Source organism: Natronomonas sp. (genome assembly GCF_028274965.1).
In the GTDB taxonomy this organism is placed as follows: domain Archaea; phylum Halobacteriota; class Halobacteria; order Halobacteriales; family Haloarculaceae; genus Natronomonas.
The window spans coordinates 1-16,466 of sequence record NZ_JAQCNO010000067.1 but is presented as its reverse complement, the minus strand read 5'-3'; the positions used below and the strand labels follow the sequence as shown (position 1 = coordinate 16,466).

15 protein-coding genes are annotated in these 16,466 nt (G+C 69.6%); 12 read left to right on the top strand and 3 right to left on the bottom strand.

Annotated elements, in window-relative coordinates; all coding sequences use genetic code 11:
* Positions 1-49 precede the first annotated feature (49 nt).
* The gene (locus Q0916_RS10425) at positions 50-700 is read left to right on the top strand and encodes a DUF6517 family protein (protein WP_299237196.1); all 651 of its coding nucleotides are present in this window, start codon (positions 50-52) and stop codon (positions 698-700) included.
* Between the two features lie 172 nt (positions 701-872).
* Entirely contained in the window at positions 873-1,481 is a 609-nt protein-coding gene (locus tag Q0916_RS10420) for a chromosome partitioning protein ParB (RefSeq protein WP_299237195.1), read from the top strand.
* A gap of 33 nt (positions 1,482-1,514) precedes the next feature.
* Here Q0916_RS10420 and Q0916_RS10415 read toward each other — a convergent pair whose 3' ends face one another.
* On the bottom strand, positions 1,515-2,294 hold the full coding sequence (locus Q0916_RS10415; RefSeq protein WP_299237194.1) for a hypothetical protein: 780 nt from the start codon (positions 2,292-2,294) through the stop codon (positions 1,515-1,517).
* Positions 2,295-2,454: 160 nt separating this feature from the next.
* On the opposite strand from Q0916_RS10415, the gene Q0916_RS10410 reads away from it, so the two are divergent.
* Positions 2,455-2,607 (top strand): hypothetical protein, encoded by a 153-nt coding sequence (locus Q0916_RS10410; RefSeq protein WP_299237193.1) that lies wholly within the window; start codon positions 2,455-2,457, stop codon positions 2,605-2,607.
* A 256-nt stretch (positions 2,608-2,863) separates the two neighbouring features.
* On the opposite strand, the gene Q0916_RS10405 is transcribed toward Q0916_RS10410, so the two are convergent.
* Both Q0916_RS10405 and dpsA read right to left on the bottom strand, forming a co-directional pair.
* Complete coding sequence (locus Q0916_RS10405) at positions 2,864-3,094, bottom strand: hypothetical protein (RefSeq protein WP_299237192.1); 231 nt, start codon at positions 3,092-3,094, stop codon at positions 2,864-2,866.
* Between the two features lie 99 nt (positions 3,095-3,193).
* Positions 3,194-3,739, bottom strand: coding sequence for a DNA starvation/stationary phase protection protein DpsA (gene dpsA, locus Q0916_RS10400; protein ID WP_299237191.1), 546 nt, complete (start codon positions 3,737-3,739; stop codon positions 3,194-3,196).
* Between the two features lie 191 nt (positions 3,740-3,930).
* Between dpsA and Q0916_RS10395 the strand changes: the two genes are divergently transcribed.
* The 9 genes from Q0916_RS10395 (at position 3,931) to Q0916_RS10355 (ending at position 16,277) form a co-directional block, all read left to right on the top strand.
* Entirely contained in the window at positions 3,931-4,650 is a 720-nt protein-coding gene (locus Q0916_RS10395; protein ID WP_299237190.1) for an SDR family NAD(P)-dependent oxidoreductase, read from the top strand.
* Positions 4,651-4,757: 107 nt separating this feature from the next.
* Positions 4,758-6,242, top strand: coding sequence for an ATPase domain-containing protein (locus Q0916_RS10390; protein ID WP_299237189.1), 1,485 nt, complete (start codon positions 4,758-4,760; stop codon positions 6,240-6,242).
* Positions 6,239-9,043: a PAS domain S-box protein gene (locus tag Q0916_RS10385; protein WP_299237188.1), complete on the top strand. Its 2,805-nt coding sequence runs from the start codon at positions 6,239-6,241 to the stop codon at positions 9,041-9,043. The genes Q0916_RS10390 and Q0916_RS10385 overlap by 4 nt, the downstream gene beginning before the upstream one ends.
* Positions 9,044-9,238: 195 nt before the next feature.
* Positions 9,239-10,729, top strand: a complete 1,491-nt coding sequence (locus tag Q0916_RS10380; RefSeq protein ID WP_299237186.1) for a sulfatase-like hydrolase/transferase — start codon at positions 9,239-9,241, stop codon at positions 10,727-10,729.
* Positions 10,729-11,160: a GtrA family protein gene (locus Q0916_RS10375; protein WP_299237247.1), complete on the top strand. Its 432-nt coding sequence runs from the start codon at positions 10,729-10,731 to the stop codon at positions 11,158-11,160. Before Q0916_RS10380 ends, Q0916_RS10375 begins: the two co-directional genes overlap by 1 nt.
* Positions 11,161-11,291: 131 nt before the next feature.
* On the top strand, positions 11,292-12,734 hold the full coding sequence (locus Q0916_RS10370; RefSeq protein ID WP_299237185.1) for a carotenoid oxygenase family protein: 1,443 nt from the start codon (positions 11,292-11,294) through the stop codon (positions 12,732-12,734).
* A gap of 181 nt (positions 12,735-12,915) precedes the next feature.
* Positions 12,916-13,758, top strand: a complete 843-nt coding sequence (locus Q0916_RS10365; RefSeq protein WP_299237184.1) for a DUF7260 family protein — start codon at positions 12,916-12,918, stop codon at positions 13,756-13,758.
* 179 nt (positions 13,759-13,937) lie between these two features.
* Positions 13,938-14,777, top strand: coding sequence for a glycerophosphodiester phosphodiesterase (locus Q0916_RS10360; RefSeq protein WP_299237183.1), 840 nt, complete (start codon positions 13,938-13,940; stop codon positions 14,775-14,777).
* Between the two features lie 138 nt (positions 14,778-14,915).
* Positions 14,916-16,277: a hypothetical protein gene (locus tag Q0916_RS10355; protein WP_299237181.1), complete on the top strand. Its 1,362-nt coding sequence runs from the start codon at positions 14,916-14,918 to the stop codon at positions 16,275-16,277.
* The last annotated feature ends 189 nt before the right edge of the window (positions 16,278-16,466 follow it).

Below are 16,466 nucleotides of genomic sequence, written 5' to 3'. Positions count from 1 at the left end.
CAGGTATATATGCGGGGCTACACAACGCCGAAACAGGGCACGGACACACATGCAACGACGCACACTCATCACAGGGGCACTCGGCCTCACGGCCGGCCTCGCCGGCTGTGCGGCCACCCAAGAGGAGTTCGAGTTCGAAGCGGAACCGGCGGCGTTCGACGACGCGGCGGTGAACGAGGCCGGGTACGAACGGGTCCAACAGCAGGACATCGTGGTCGATCGCTCCGTCGAGGCGGGCGGGACCGAACGCGACGTGACCGTCACGAACTACGCGACGGCCTACAGCCGCGAGGTGTCGGTCGGCGATCAGACTCGCCCGCTCGCCTCGGCGGTCGTGTTCAGCACGCCGTCGATATCGATCGTCGGACAGGAGTTCAACCCGGCCGCGAGCGAGAACCTCCTTGATCTCGTCGCGCGGGCGAGCGACCAACTCGACGACCGCTTCGAGGCCGGGAGCATCAGGGACATCACCAAAGTCGAAGAGCGGGACACAACCGTCCTCGAGACCGAGACCACGATGGGCGTCTTCGACGCCGTCGCCGAAACCGACGGCAGAGAGCTCACGCTCCGGCTGCTGGTCGCGCGCGTCCAGCGCGACGGCGACATCATCGTCGTCGGGGCCGCCTACCCGCAGCAACTCGTCGAGGAGGAGCGCTCCCGCGCCGAGACCCTCTTTGGGAACGTCGAGCACGGCGCCTGAGCGCACGTCCGTCGGCGTCTATTACCTCCACCAACCGGGACGCAGCCTCGTCACCGCGCCGTCGCACGGTTCTCTCGGACGTTGCGCGCCGACAGGCGCCTCCCGGTCCGGGGCGCGTCCGCCGGGGCGATCAGCCAAGACATATACTGCCGAGGCCGCAAACAGTCGCACTATGAGCACCGACCGCTTTGGCGACGCGCTCGAGGGGGCGCTGCGGGGCAAGTACGCCCGCGTCCACACCGACGCGGGGACGTTCGAGGGCTGGGTCGACCGCGTCCGCCGCGACCGCGGGAGCGTCGTCCTCCGGGACGCGACGAACACGACGACGGACGAATCGCTCGGAAGCGTGTTCGTCCGGGCCTGCGACGTCGTCGAGGTGCTGAAGCCCACGCGGCGGATCGAGTTCGTCGCCCTCGAGGAACTCTCGCCGTACCCCGAGTACGACGCCGGATTCGGCTTAGATGACGACGTTATCGGACAGTACTACCGGAACCGGTTCCCCGAGGGGTTCCCGGTCGTCCGGGACAACGGGACGATCCTCGACGGACACAAGCGGGCCGCGGCGGCCGAAGCGGCCGGACTCGATCACCTGGCCGTCGAGGTGCTCTCGGTGACCGACCAGCAGGCGGCGGAGCTGTTCCGCGTCGCCCACCGAGCCGGAAGCGACGACGACGCCGACGACAACGATGAGACCGAGGCCGGGACCGAAGACGACTCGGGCGGCGACGCCGACGCCGGGGGGACGGACGACGAGGACTCGGGCGTCACCTTCGGGTACTGACCCGCCGTTGGTTGTAGTCACCCCGCCAAAATTTTAACCGCCGATGGTTTCGAGCGACTCGGAGACGCCGCCGTCGCCGTCGCCGGCGTCCCGGGGACCGTCACCCCGCGTCTGGAGGTAGGCCGCGGCGAGTATCCCGTACAGCAGCACGAAAAAGACGCTGTTGAGCGCCGTGACGAGGAGTTCGCCGACGACCGGCGAGGCGGCGAGGTCGAACACCGTCCCGACGGCGCCGATGACTCCCCCGAAGACCCCGGCGGCGATCACGAGAACGACGAGCTTGAGCCTGTTGCCCCGCGAGAGGCCCCAACTCCGCTTGAGGCCGCCGATGACCCCTCGGTCCTCGACGGCGACGGCGAAGCTGAAGAACACGAAACAGACGGCGAGAAAGACCCCGGGCAGGATCAACAGGAGGAAGCCGGCCATGATGGCGACCGTGACGAGGAACCCGCCGACGAGAAGCGACAGCGTCGCCCGCCCCATCCGCCGGGTGTACAGCGCGCTCGGAAGCCGCGATAGCTCCCCGCTCGGGCGGGTCAACGCCCGTGAGAGGACGACGAAGTACACGGAGGTGAGCACGATCGCCCCGAGAAACAGCCCGGCGGCGACGGTACCGGAGACGGGAAGCGTCATGCCGAACGCCGCCTCGAGTTCGCCGGCCGGATCCGACGGGGCAAATCGGAGCACGGCCGTGTTGATCGACGCCTGCGTCAGCAACTGCAAGGCGAGAAAGACGACGAACAGCGCGCCGCCGGTCGGGGTGACGATCCGCCGGATCCCGTCGCCGATGGCTCGGCCGAGTTGGAGGGACATGATACGCGTTCGACGCCGGGAGGGCATAAACGCGAAGAAGGCTCACAGCGGATTTTGACCCAGGCCGCCGGCGCGATGGAGAGCGGCTGTGTCACCTGTTCACAATACCGGATTAATAATCATTAACTTTATTTCGGACCGGCCCATACGACCGGTTGTAATGGACGCCCCCGACGCACCGATCGTTCCGATCGCCCCCGAGGACCCGACAGAACCGACCGGCAAAGCGGACGCGGATCTGCGCCCCGACGGCGGATCGACGGCGCGGTACGACACCGCCGAGTGGGGCGCTCCGCTCGTGCCGGAGTTCTGAACACCCAGCGTCCCCCGGCGCACGGCCCTCAATCGACGACCCCCGCCCGGCGGTCGACCCGCAAAACCCCGCACGCGCGCTCGTCAGGCCCGGAACTGCGACCACCGACGCCCACTGTTGGGACGTCGCGGTGACCGACGGCGGCGCCGGCGGCGCCCGCTTCGAGTTCACGACCGACCCCGAGACGACCGATACCTCCAAGGCCTCGTCGGCGGCGTAGTCCCCCGGTCGTCGACGCTCGCGGAGCTCTCTTCGCTTACCGTTCCGCTCGGTCGTCCGTCCCGGTCAGGATCGTTAACACGAGCCGCGTTCCCCCGAGCGCGGTCTCGGTCCAGTGGATCGACCAGCGCCCGATCCCGGTGCTGTGTTTGAGCGGCGTCTCCTCGCCGCTCGTGATGACGCCCCACTGGTCGTTGGAGATTCCCGGACCGTCGTCGGCGATCTCGATGCGGACCCCGCTGTCCGTCCGCCCGCGCCCGACGGTCACCGAGCCCGTGAGAGCCGCCCATACACCGGTGTCGCGGGCGCGAGACGTATAGTCTGTGACTCTCCGTCGGCCGATCGCTCCGAGGGGCCGTCGGGCCGTCTACCGGGTTGCGGACTCCACGACGAGCGTGTCGTCCTCGAGGTAGTGCTCGATGTGGTGGGCGTGCTCCTCGATCGTCTCGAGGTGGTCCCGGAGCATCTCCTCGGTCGCGTAGTCGCCGAGGCTCTCGGCCAACTCGACGTGCTCGCGGTAGCTCTCGATGATCTCGCCCATCATCTCGAGGTCGTTCGAGAGCGATGTCCGAACGTCGTAGACGTCCTCGCCTTCGGGCTCGACGCTCGCGCGCTCCGCGAGCGTGGTCATGCTGGCGTGGGGAACGCCGCCGAGCGTCTGGAGCCGCTCTGCGAGTTCGTCGGCCGCGCCCTCGATGTCCTCGTACACCTCCTGGAGGAACACGTGCACCTCGAGGAACTCGGCGCCCTCGACGTTCCAGTGGTGTTTGTGCAGTTGGTGGTACAGGACGTACGCGTCCGCGAGGTCCGCGTTGAGCGCGTCGATTATCTGCTCGGCCTTCCCGGGCTCGATCCGGAGGGCGTTCTCCGCGACGGCGTCGGCCTCCTGACGGACGGTCTTCTGTGTGCCCATCACGCCCGTGATAGGGCCCGCGACTACTTCAAACTTCTCAAAAATCCAATAGCTTTCCGCGCCGCAGAAAACCCGCTCCCGCCGCCCCACTCCCAGTGTCCCGCTCTCGTCGCTCCCGCCGGCCGCTCGGTGATTTACGCCGCGATCGCATCCACCGCCACGGTTTAGTCCGGCCGCGCCGAACCCGGCGCATGACTCACACAGCGGTCATCGCGGGCGTCGGACCGGGGCTCGGCGAATCGCTCGCGCGGACGTTCGCGGCAGAAGGCTGCCGCGTGGCACTGTTCGCTCGCTCCGAGGACTACATCGAGGACCTCGCTGCCGACCTTCCGGACCCTGGCGAGGGGCTTGCGGTCCCGACCGACCTCGCCGACACCGACCGGATACGCGAGAGCTTCGAGACCGTCCGCGAGGCGTTCGGCCCGGTCGACGTCCTCGTGAACCACGCGAGCGCCGCCGCCTGGAAGGGGCTCATGGACGTGAGCCTCGAGGAGTTCGAACGCTCGTGGGCGGTCAACGGCCGCGGCGCGTTCGTCTGCTCGCGGGAGGCGGTCGGCGACATGCTCGAGTCGGGCGGCGGGACGGTCATCTTCACGGGCGCGACCTCGGCGGTGCGGAGCCTCGGCGGCGCGATCGGGTTTACGGCCGCGAAGTTCGCCGCCCGGGGGATGGCGATGGACATCGCCCAGGAGTTCGGCCCCGAGGGGGTCCACGTCGCCCACGTCGTGATCGACGGACAGATCGACACGCCCGGCGTGCGCGATCGGTTCCCCGACCGCGCCGACGAGACGTTCCTCGATCCCGACGAGATGGCCGAGACCTACTGGCACCTCGTCGAACAGGACGACGTCAGCACCCAGCCCTTCGAGGTCCACATCACCAACGGGCCGGGCAACTCCGAGTTCATCTGAGCGGCCGAGTCGGCGCTCTACCCCCGGTCGCCCCCGAGGTCCGGGACCGGTAGAGCGCGGGTGAGTTCGGCCGAGTTTTTATATCGACGGCGGCGCGCCTATCGGGTATGGAGCCGAATCAACGCGGGATCGCCCGGACCGGCAGCGGCGTCCCGGGCCTCGATGAGTTGCTGTCGGGCGGGCTCGTCGCCGGTCGCATGTACCTCGTTTCGGGGGCTCCGGGGACCGGAAAGACGACCGTCGGATTCCACTTCCTTGAGGAGGGACTTGAGGAGGGCGAGACGGTCCTGTACATCCACGGCGAGGAGTCCTCGGCAGAGGTCCTCGAGAACGCCGGGCAGTTCGGCATCGACATCACTGATGCGCGCTTTCTCGATCTGGGCCCGGACTCGACGTTTTTCACCGACGACCCCTCGTACGATCTGGTCGCGCCCGGCGACGTCGAGGAGGACCGGTACACCCGGGAGATCCACGGCGCGATCGAGGAGATCGACCCCTCGCGGGTCTTTTTGGACCCGATCACGCAACTGCGGTACGTCGAGACATCCGAGCACCACTACCGGAAGCGACTCCTGTCGTTCATGCGCTTTCTCAAGGAGCGCGGCATCACGGTCGTGACGACCGCGACCACCGACGCGTCCCGCGAGTCCGACATGGAGGTCCGATCGCTGAGCGACGGCGTGATCCGCCTCACGCGGGACCACGACGACCGACGCATCGAGGTCGAAAAGCACCGGGGCGTCGGACAGACCGACGGGACCCACGGCCTCGAGATCAGATCCTCGGGGATCGAGGTGTTCCCGCAGTTGGTCCCCGGGCCCAAGAGCCGCCCGTTCGACCCGACCCCGCTCGAATCCGGCATCGACGAGCTCGACACGCTCACCGGCGGCGGCTTCGAGCGCGGAACGGTGACGTTCATCAGCGGGCCGCCGGGCGTCGGGAAGACTACGGTCGGAACGCAGTTTCTCACGCGGGCGGCGGACCGGGGCCAACGGGGCGTCATATATCTCTTCGAGGAGCGCGAGGAGACGCTCCGACACCGGTGTCGGTCGATCGGGATCGACGTCGACGGACCCGTCGAAGACGGCTCGTTGGCCGTGCGGGCGATCGATCCGCAGTCGCTGTCGGCCGAGGAGTTCGGCCACGACGTCCGGACGCGGGTCGAGGCCGGGGCCGAGGTCGTGATGATAGACGGGGTCGGCGGCTACACCTCCGCGCTGAAAGGCGACGAGGCGACACTACAGCGGAAGCTACAGACGCTCGCGCGGTACCTCGTCCACCACGAGGTGAGCGTGTTCGTCACGGACTCGATGCGCCGGATCACCGGCGTCTCCTCGGTGACCGGCGCGGAGATCAGCCCCGCCGCGGACAACCTCCTGTTTCTCAGCTACCTCGAATCGAACGGCATGCTCCGGCGGGTCATCGGCGTGTTGAAAAAGCGCGCGGGCGACTTCGAGGACACGATCCGCGAGTTCGAGATCACGACCGACGGGATCCGGATCGGCGAGCCGATGCGGCAGTACGGCGACGTCCTCCGCGGGGGCACCCGCCCGCCCGGAGACCCCGATACGGCCGGTAGGTCCGAGCGATGACCGCCGGGGACGACGCCCTCCCCCGGTCGGAGGGGTCCGAGAGTACCGACCTCGTCCAGTTGCTCGTCGAGGACCCCGGCAACCGGCGGGCGATCGAACGGATGTTAGAGGGGCACTTCGAGGTCCTGACGGACCGATCCGTCGCCGACGCCGACCTGTATCTCCTCGAGGACCGCCTCTTGGACAGGTACCGTGGCCGCCTCCGCGAGCGGGTCGAGACGGACCACCCGACCTTCTGTCCGGTCGTCGTCATTCGGCGGAGCGGGTCGCCCCACCGGCTCGGAGCGCTCGACGACCGATCCGAGGGGCGACCCCTTCTCGTCGACGAGACCGTCGACGCGCCGATCGACGAGACGCAACTCGTCCGCCGGCTGCAGTCGCTTCTCGTCCGCCGGACGCAGTCGGCGGAGCTGACCGAGTACGTCTCGGCCCTCGAAGAGCGCGAACGCGACCTCAGGCGGTTCGATCGCGCGGTCGAGGCCACCCGGAACGCGGTGGCGATCCTCGATACCGACGGCTGCGTCGAGTACGTGAACCCGGCCTTCGAGGCCTTCAGCGGGTACACCGGCACGGAGATGATCGACCGACCGCTCCGGACGCTTCAGACGGATCAGGCCGACGATCCCTTTGATGAGTCGTTCTGGCGGACGCTCGGTGACGGGTCGGGCTGGGAGGGCGAGATCGTCGTCGAGCGGACCGACGGCGAGCAACGCGTCGCCGCGACGACGCTGGCGGCGATCGAGCGCAACGGCGGCGTCGTGGGCTTCGTCGCCGTCCTCCGGGACGTCACGGAGCGGATCCAACGCGAGCGGACGCTCCGGGAGCGCCAGGACGAACTCGATCTGCTCCGACAGGTGCTGACCCGGTATCTCCGGCACAACCTCGGGAACGGCCTCAACGTGATCCGCGGCCACGCCGAACTCCTCGCGGAGACGGCGTCGTCGCCGGAGACAAACCGTTCGGCCGACGCGATCGTCGAGCAGACCGACCGGCTGATCGAGACGAGTGACACCGCCCGGCGCTACAGTTCGCTGATCGATCGTGGCGGCGAGCCCTCGGAGTACGACCTCTCGGCGGTGCTCGAGGAGACGGTCGCCGAGATCGACTCGGCGTACCCCTCGGTCTCCGTCACCGTCGACGCGCCCGAGACGTGTACGGTGATCGCCGGGCGGGGCATCGAGCAGGCGGTCGGCGGTCTCGTCGAGAACGCCGCCAAGCACAACGACGCCGACGACCCCTGGGTCCGGGTCCGGGTCCGGGTCCGGGTCGGCCCGCGGAACGGGGCGCGGCTCACGATCGAGGACAACGGCCCCGGGATCCCGGATCACGACCTCGCGGCGTTCGAGCAGGGCACGGAGTCCTCGCTCGAGCACAGCAGCGGCGTCGGGATCTGGCTCAGCAAGTGGGTGATCGAGGGGGCCGGCGGGACGCTGTCGTTCGACAGCACGCCCGAGGGGATGCGGGTGTCCGTCGAGTTCCCGCCGCCGTCGATGGTCGGATCGGACGGCCTCGACGTGTCGGATCTCAAGGCCCGCGAACGGCGGCTCCGAACCGTCATCGACCGGATGACCGACGCGGTCATCGAGGTCGACGACTCCTGGACGGTCACCTTCGTCGACGACAGGGCCGGGTCGATCCTCGGCATCGACGCCGACGCGGCGACCGGCTCGGACTTCTTCGACGTGTTCCCGGACGCCGAGGACCCCGCCTTCGAGGACGCCTGCCGGGAGGCGATGGACGCCCGATCGTCTGCGGGCGCCGAGGGGTACCACGGCTCGATCGACGCCTGGCTCTCGGCGTACTTTTATCCCGATCTCAACGGCGGGCTGTCCGTCTACTTCCGGGACACGACCGACCGGAACCTCCGGGAGCAGAAACTGCGGCGGCACGCGACGATCGTCGAGGCGCTCGACGACCCCGTCTACGCGCTCGACGACGAGGGGCGATTCGAGTACGTCAACGACGCGTTCGTCGACATGGTCGGGTACGACCGCGAGACGATCATCGGCGAGGGCCCCGAGCTGATCAAATCCGAGCGGGCCCACGAGTTGGGCGTCGAGAACCTCCGGGGGCTCCTCGCCGAGGACGCCCCGACGAGCGTGACCTTCGAGATCGAGATCGAACCGGCCTCCGGCGACCCGATCCCCTGCGAGGACCGGATGAGCGTGCTCCGGTACGACGAGGCGAGCTTCGACGGATCGGTCGGGGTCCTTCGGGACGTCTCCGACCGCGTCGAGCGCGAGGACCGACTCAGAGGCCTCAACGAGACGAACCGCGAGCTGATCGCCGCCGACTCGGCCGAGGAGATCGCCGACATCGCCGTGCGGGCGGCCGAGGACATACTCGGGCTCGAGGCGAGTGCGGTCCACCTCCGCGACGGGGACCGACGGCTGGTGCCAGTCGCTACCACCGACGCGATCCGCGAGCTCATCGGGGAGCCGCCGGCGCTCGGCGAGGGCGGAAGCATCGCCTGGCGGGCCTACGAGGCCTCAGAACCGCTCATCGTCGAGGACGTCCAGGAGGACCGAGACGTGCACAACCCCGACACGCCGATCCGGGGCGAACTGTACCTCCCGCTCGGCGAGCACGGCGTGTTGATCGCCGGGTCCGAAACGCCCGCCTCGTTCGACGAGCGCGACCGGCTCTTCGGTGAGCTTCTGGCCGAAAACGCCGCGACCGCGCTGGCACAGCTCGACCCGATCGACCGACACCGTCGGCGCGGACAGAGCCGGGACGGCGGGCAAACGGACCCGACTAATTCGACGGACCCGACGGATCCGACGGACCGGACGGAGAGTTGACCGCTTCCGGGCTCTCCGTCGGGGTGCGATCGCGTCCGAACGCCGGTTCGGGGTCCCCCGTGGCTGCCGCGTCGGGTGCCGGCGGACCGAAATCCTCAAGCCGGTGGCAAGCGCTTTGATAGCCGTACTTGTGACATCGTCCGACCGCACGCCCCCGGAGTTCGCACCGCGTCGGGGCGGTCACACCCCCACGCGATGACGCCAGATCCGTCGACCACGCCGGACGCGACCGACGGCGCGAGCGACGCAGCCGTCTCGAACGTCGTTCTCGTCACGGTCGACTCGCTGCGGGCCGACGCGATCGCCCCCTACGACTCCGAGCGGCGCTCGCCGGTGATGGGGCGACTCGGGGAGGACGGCACCGTCTTCGATCACGCCTTCGCGACCGGCAACTGGACGCCGTTTTCGTTCCCGTCGATCCTCGCCTCGGAGCCGGTGTTCGCCCGAAACGGCGAGATCGGGGTCGAGGGCTCCGAGACGCTCGCGGAGACGCTTTCGGAGGCGGGCGTCGAGACCGGCGGGTTCAACGCCGCCAACGGCTTTCTCACCGAACACTGGGGGTACCCGGACGGCTTCGACGAGTTCGAGCCGTTCGTGACGAGCGTCGGTTCCAGCGTTTACAGCCGCTATCTCGCCGCACACCCCACCGTCGAGGCGTGGGTCCAACTCGCGACCTCGCCGATCCGGCGGCTCGGCTCGAAACTCCGCGGCGAGGCCGACGACCGGCCCTTCCTCGACGCCTCGCGGATGTTCGACGTCGAGGACGCGGCGACCGGCTTCGTCGCCGGCGCCGACGAGCCGTTCTTCCTGTGGATCCACTACATGGACACCCACACCCCCTACGTCCCGGCCCCGCGGTACATCCGCGAGGTCTCGGAGGGTCTCGTCGGCACCCACCGGATGCTCCACGCCCACACCAGAACGAGCCTCGGCCTCACGGTCGGCGAGCGGACCCTCGACGACCTCCGGACGCTCTATCAGGCCGCGGTCCGGCAGGTCGACGCGAGCGTTGGCCGGCTGCTCGATAGCTTGGACGCCGCCGGCGTCGCGGACAACACCGCGGTCCTGCTGGCCGGCGACCACGGCGAGGAGTTCCAGGAGCACGGCCACCTCGCGCACTACCCGAAGCTGTACGACGAGCTGATCCGCGTCCCGTTCGTGGCCGACGTCCCCGGCTTCGACGGCGGACGGGTCGACGAACACGTCGGCCTCGAAGCGATCCCGCCGACGGTCGCCGACTTGCTCGGCGTCGACCCGCCCGACGAGTGGCACGGCGAGTCGCTCGTGCCGGCGCTCCGCGGGACGACGGACGACCGCGCCGGGGGCACCGACGACGCGCCGGTCGTCTCGGTCACCGTCCGCGGGGACGAGGTGACCCAACAGCCGATCCCGCGGTCGCTGTCCGACGGCGAACTCCTCGTCAGCGCCCGCGACGCCGAGTGGACATACATCGAGAACGTCGACTCCGGCGACAGCGAGTTGTACCGCCGCTCCACCGACCCGACCCAACAGGACGACCTCACAGAGGACCCGGACGAGACGGCCCAACGCGCCATCGACCGCCTCGCGCCGATCGCCGCCGACCACGCGGAGCTGCTCCGCGAGCGCGGCGCGGCGGCCACGGCCGGCGACGGCGAGGTCGGCGACGACCTCGAAGCGCGCCTCGAGGCCCTCGGTTACCGGTGATGCTCCGGCGTGTCATCCGCGCCCTCCGCCCGCTTCTCGATAAACCGATCGCGATCCAACTCCGGCGCTTCGTCGTCGTCGGAGCGCTCACCGCGGGGCTCCAACTGGCCCTGCTGTGGCTGTTCGTCGACACGGCCGGGCTCAACTACCTCATCGGCGCGGCCATCGCCATCGAGATCACGATCATCTGTTCGTACGTGCTCAACAACGCCTGGACGTTCCGCGCGAGCCAGAACGTCGGGACGGCGGCGTACCTCTCGGGGCTCTTCAAGACGAACCTGGTCCGCGGGACGGCCATCCCGATCCAACTCGGCGTGCTCGCCGCGCTCGTCGAGTGGGCCGGGATCATGTACCTCATCGCAAACGTCGCCGCGATCCTGATAAGCGGCCTCTACCGGTTCGCGCTGGACTCCCAGTGGACCTGGGGGTAGCCGGCACTGAGGCTCCCGGGGCGATCCACCCGCTGCCGGGGGCGACTCGCACGCGGACGACCAGCCCGGACACCGCATCGGTCGTTGCCGGAACCGACGCTATCACACCGCTCGGCCCACAAGCCGCGCCCATGGACGCGTCCGCCCCGTACCGCCTCGGGTTCCGCACGCAGGACGAGGAACGAACGAACGTTCGGCTCCCGACAGAGGGCTCGTTTCCGGGGTGGCTCCGGGGCGACCTCATCCGGAACGGTCCGGGACGGTTCGAGGCCGGCGAGACGCGGCTGCGACACTGGTTCGACCCCTTCGGGATGCTCCGTCGGTTCCGCATCCGCGACGGCGACGTGACCTACGCCAACCGGTTCGTGCGGAGCCGGGACTACGAGCACGCGGCCGACGGCGGCGGCGTCCGGACCCCCTTCCCGGGGACGCCGCCCGATCGTCCCGTGTGGACGCGGCTCGCACAGGTCCTCCGCGGGACGTTCCCCGACAACCCGGTCATCGGGGTCCAGCGGTTCGGTTCGGAGTTCGCGGCGGTGACAGAGTCGCCGACGGCGCTGTGTTTCGATCCCGACACCCTGGAGACGACGGGCCGGATCGACCTCACGGCGGGTCTCGACAGCGACCTCACGCTCGCTCACGTCCACTACGACAACGACCGCGAGGCGTTTTTTAACCTCGGCGTCTCCTACGGCCGCACCGCGACGTGTACGCTGTTTCGCCGCCCGGCCGACGGCGGTACGCCGACGCCGCTGACCCGGCTTCGCTTCGACGACGCGCCGTACGTCCACTCCTTCGCGCTGACCGAGCGGTACGCGGTCGTCACCGCCAACGCCTTCGGACTCGACGCCGCCGGGCTGCTCCGGGGGGCGTTCACCCGGGAGACGTTTCTGGACTCCTTCGAGGCGCTCGACTCGCCGACGCGGTTCGTCGTCATCGACCGCGAAACGGGCGCCCACGAGACCACGGTCACCGCCCCGCCCGCGTTCGTGTACCACCACGCCAACGCCTACGAGCGCGACGACGAACTCGTGGTCGATCTCGTCGCCTTCGAGGACGACCGCGCGGTCACCGGGCTCACGCTGTCGAACCTCCGGAGCGAGTCCCCCGAGTTGCCCGCCGGCGATCTCGTCCGGTACCGCCTCCCGCTGTCGGGCGGCGACGCGAAACGCGAGCGCCTGCACCCGGGGCCGGTCGAGTTCCCGATGATCAACTACCGGCGGACCAACGGCGAGAGACACCGGTACGTCTACCTCGCCGAGACCGACGGGAACTCGAGTCTACCGACCGACATCACGAAGGTCGACGTCGAGCGCCGGACGGTCCGGCGGTGGCGCGAGTCCGGAACCCACCCCGGCGAACCGGTGTTCGTGCCCTCGCCGGAGCCGACGGCCGAGGACGACGGCGCGCTGCTCTCCGTCGTGTTAGACCCCGCAACGGAGCGGTCGGACCTGGTCTGTCTCGACGCCGCGACGCTCGAGGAACACGGGCGGGCGCGGCTTCCGCACGCGCTTCCCTACGGGTTCCACGGTCAGTTCTACGGCCCCGACTCACCGGGGCGGAGCATGGCCTGAGCGCCGGCCTCGCTCCTTCGCTCTCTCTATTTCATTTTTTATGCCCACGTTCGCCGGAGCGTTCGGTCCGTCGCTCCCCAAGCCGTCCTCGGCGGCTATATATCCCGACGTAGTGCTCTATGCCCGATGACACGCCTATTATAACGAACTAAGTCCCGAGGGCCCCCGCCGAATACGTGCCATGAGCCGAACGGAGCGCGTCGGAACCGGGCCGACCGACGAGACGTTCGAGTCTGTGTACGACGCCCTCGAGACGGAGCGACGCCGAACCGAGGCCGAGCGCCGGGCCTTCGATGCGTTCGCGGACCGGGTCGCCGACGTACAGCCCTCGGGCGCCCGACGGGGGAGCGATCCGGACCGGGGCGGCACGGCCGCGGCGAGCGCGATCGCCGCGCCGGAACCGACGTTCGTGTCCGCCCCCTCCGCCGCCGCGAGCCCCCTCGAGGCGGTGCGAACCGCCTACGAGGAGACGGTGATGAGCCTCCCGTTCTACGAAGACGAGTACGGCGACACGTACGACGAGAGCCTCCGCGAGGAGTTCGGCCCCGACGTCGCCGCGGCGCTGACCCAGCGCTCGGCGTTCGGCCCGCCCGTCAAGCGGGTCCTCCTGGCGAAGGCCGAGGAGGCCCGATCGGAACGGAAACTGCTGCTCGAGTCCTGCGAGCGCGAGCGCGAGTCGATCGAGGACGCGGCGGCCGCCCTCCTTCCGGTCGCCGAGGGCCTCCGCTCGCTGGAGGCGATCGGATTCGACGCCGCCGAACCGAGCGCGCTGGACGCCTACGGCGCGCGGCTGTCGGCGCTTCGGGACACCTGCGAGCGCGTCGCCGCCGCCCGCCAGGCGACGATCCGGGAGCACCGGGCGACGTACGGCCGGGCGACCGACACGCTCGATCTCTGTGAGTACCTCTACCAGCCGCTCCCGTCGACGTTTCCCGTACTGAACGCCTGCGGCGCGTTGACGCGGCGCATCAAGGACTGCGAGGGGCGGATCGAACTCGCCTTTGACCCCGAACGGTCGGCATGAGGCCGACTCCGCCGCGGCGCGTCACCCTTGAAGGTCGCTGCCCGAAGCTCCGATCCCGTCGCGATCCGTGAGCCGCCACCGACGGCCGCACGCCGCCGCCCTCGACGGTCCCCTCACGCTCCGTAGCGCTCCGGTGACCTCTTAGCAGCTATTATGCCGGCGGACGACCACCACCGGCCATGACCGCACGCGACGATCCGCCCGCCCCCGCCGACCTCGACGTGATCGCACACAGGGGGTTCGCCGGCGAGAACCCGGAGAACACGGTCGCGGCGGCGGTCGCGGCCGCCGACCGGGGCGCCGACCTCGTCGAGGTCGACGCCGTCCCGACTGCGTCGGGCGACGTCGTCGTCTTCCACGACGACCGACTCGCCGGGCGCGAGGGCGCCAAGGGACTCACCGACGCGGAGGGCGTCGTCTGGGAGACGGACACCGACACCGTCACGGGCGCGGAGGTACTCGACAGCGGCGAGACCGTCCCGCGTCTCTCCGAGGTCCTCGCGGCCGTCCCGGCGGGCGTGGGGGTGAACGTCGAACTGAAGAACCCCGGACGGGCGGATCTCCGCGTCGGCGAGTACCTCTCCGAGTCGGCGCTCTCCGAGCGGACGGCCGTCTGGCGGCCCTTCGTCGAGCGCGTCCTCTCGGTCGTCGAGGACCACGACAACCACGTCCTGTTCTCGTCGTTCTGCGAGGCTCCGCTGGCGGTGGTCCGGGAGGCATCGTCGCACCCGATCGCACCGATCGCGTACGAGTCGGTCGCCGACGGAACCGCCGTTGCGCGCCGACACGACGCCGAGGCGATACACCCGTCGCTCGGGGCGGTCCTCGGAACGGCCGGCCGCTCGGGGTCCCCGGACGCCGGCCTCGTCGCAACCGCCCACGCCGAGGGCCGTCGCGTGAACGCCTGGACGGTCGCAACGTGGCGACACGCACAGCGACTCGCCGACGCCGGGGTCGACGGGATCATCGCCGACTACTCCGGGTTGCTCGATCGGTGGACGGGCCGCTCTCGAACGTAGGCGGAACGCCGACTGGACCTCCGCGTCGGGACGCGACCGGGAGCGCCCGGCCGGACCGGAGCCGCCGCTCGGCGGGTCGCCCCGAGGCGTGTGCGTAGGTATATACTTCCGGTGAGCGACGTACATCCACGTACGCCGATGTCCGACGCAGCGCCACCGGAGCGGTCGCCGGGCGGGCCGAGCGACGGCAGGGGCGGGCGCATTGAGTCCACCATCGAGGACCTCTACGCCGATCTGACGGATCTGACGGACGACCACGCCGACACCGAGACCCGCAAGGAGGTCCGCGACATCACGCATCTGCTCGCCGAGGCCCACGAGCGCGGCCTCATCGAATCGAGTATGCGTGACCTCCGGCTGCGCGACGCCGCCGAGGCCTTCGTCGGGAGCGTCATCTTCGCGTCGCCGCTTCTCGTCGAGGACGGGATCTTCGACATCGCCGAGTACCTGTTCGGGTTCACCGCCTACGGCGTCCCCGTATTCCTGATAGCGAACACGGTCTTCGTCGTGGTCATGACCTACGCGTTACTCGAGTGGACCGGGCGGAACACCGAAGAGACGCGGACGCTCTTCGGGGTCGTGCCGGTGCGTGTGGTGATGATCCTCGCGGTATCGTTCGTCGTCGCAACGGTGTTGATGGTCGTGTGGGGCCGCGTCGACGGGCTGGCGTCCCCGGTCGAAGCCATCGCGCGGATCAACGTCATCTGGACCGTGGGCTCGCTCGGGGCGGCGCTGGGGGACATCCTCGCCGGCGACGACGCCGCCCCGGGCGCCGCGGCGAACGGCCACGCCCCGAACGGGCCGCAGGGTGCGGACGGCCACGCCGGGGGGTCGCCGAGGCGGGCGTCCGTCCGGCATCTGAGCGACGGGGCCCTCGTGCAGGCCCTCCACGAGCAGTTCGACGACCTCGAGTCGGTCGTCGACGGCCCGGCGAACCGCTCGGAGGTGACCCGGCTCAGAGAGGAGACGATGCGGGCGGCGATCGACGACGCTCTCGGCGACCGGATCGAGAAGTACACCTCGCGGGACATCGCGGAGGCGTTCGTCGGGAGCATCTTCTTCTCGATCCCGTTTCTCGTCGAGGACGGCGTCTTCGATGTCGCCGAGTTTTTCGTGTCGTTTCGCGTCGGGCCGTTTCCGGTGTATCTCCTCGCCAACTCCCTGTTCGTCCTGACGATGATCCTGGCGCTCATCTACTGGGCGGGCCCCCGGGACGTGCGGATGTCGCGGCCGATCTTCGGGATCGTGCCGCGACGGCTCGTCGGGACCGCGGTCGTCTCGTTTCTGACGGCGGCGGCGCTCATGACGATGTGGGGCCGCGTCGGGAACTGGGCGGACCCGGCCGCGGCGCTGGCCCGGATCAGCGTCGTCTGGACGGTCGCCTCCTTCGGGGCCGCCCTCGGCGACATCCTCCCGGGCGAGAGCTCCGGGGCCGACATCAACGACGACCTGGCGGCGCTCGGCGCCCTCTCGCGAGACGACGCGGACGCGGACCCGTGAGCCGCGAGCCATCCGGGGCCGTAGCGCGGCCTCGAAGCCGGCCGTTTCGGATCTCCGGCCCCGACGGACGGCACGGACGGCTCTCGGAAGCGTCGTGCCGTCCGAAATGAAACGCCAACGGGAGTGTGCCCACCGATCCCGGACGGCCGAAGACCGTTCGGGAACCGAGTGGGCCAACTCGGATTTGAA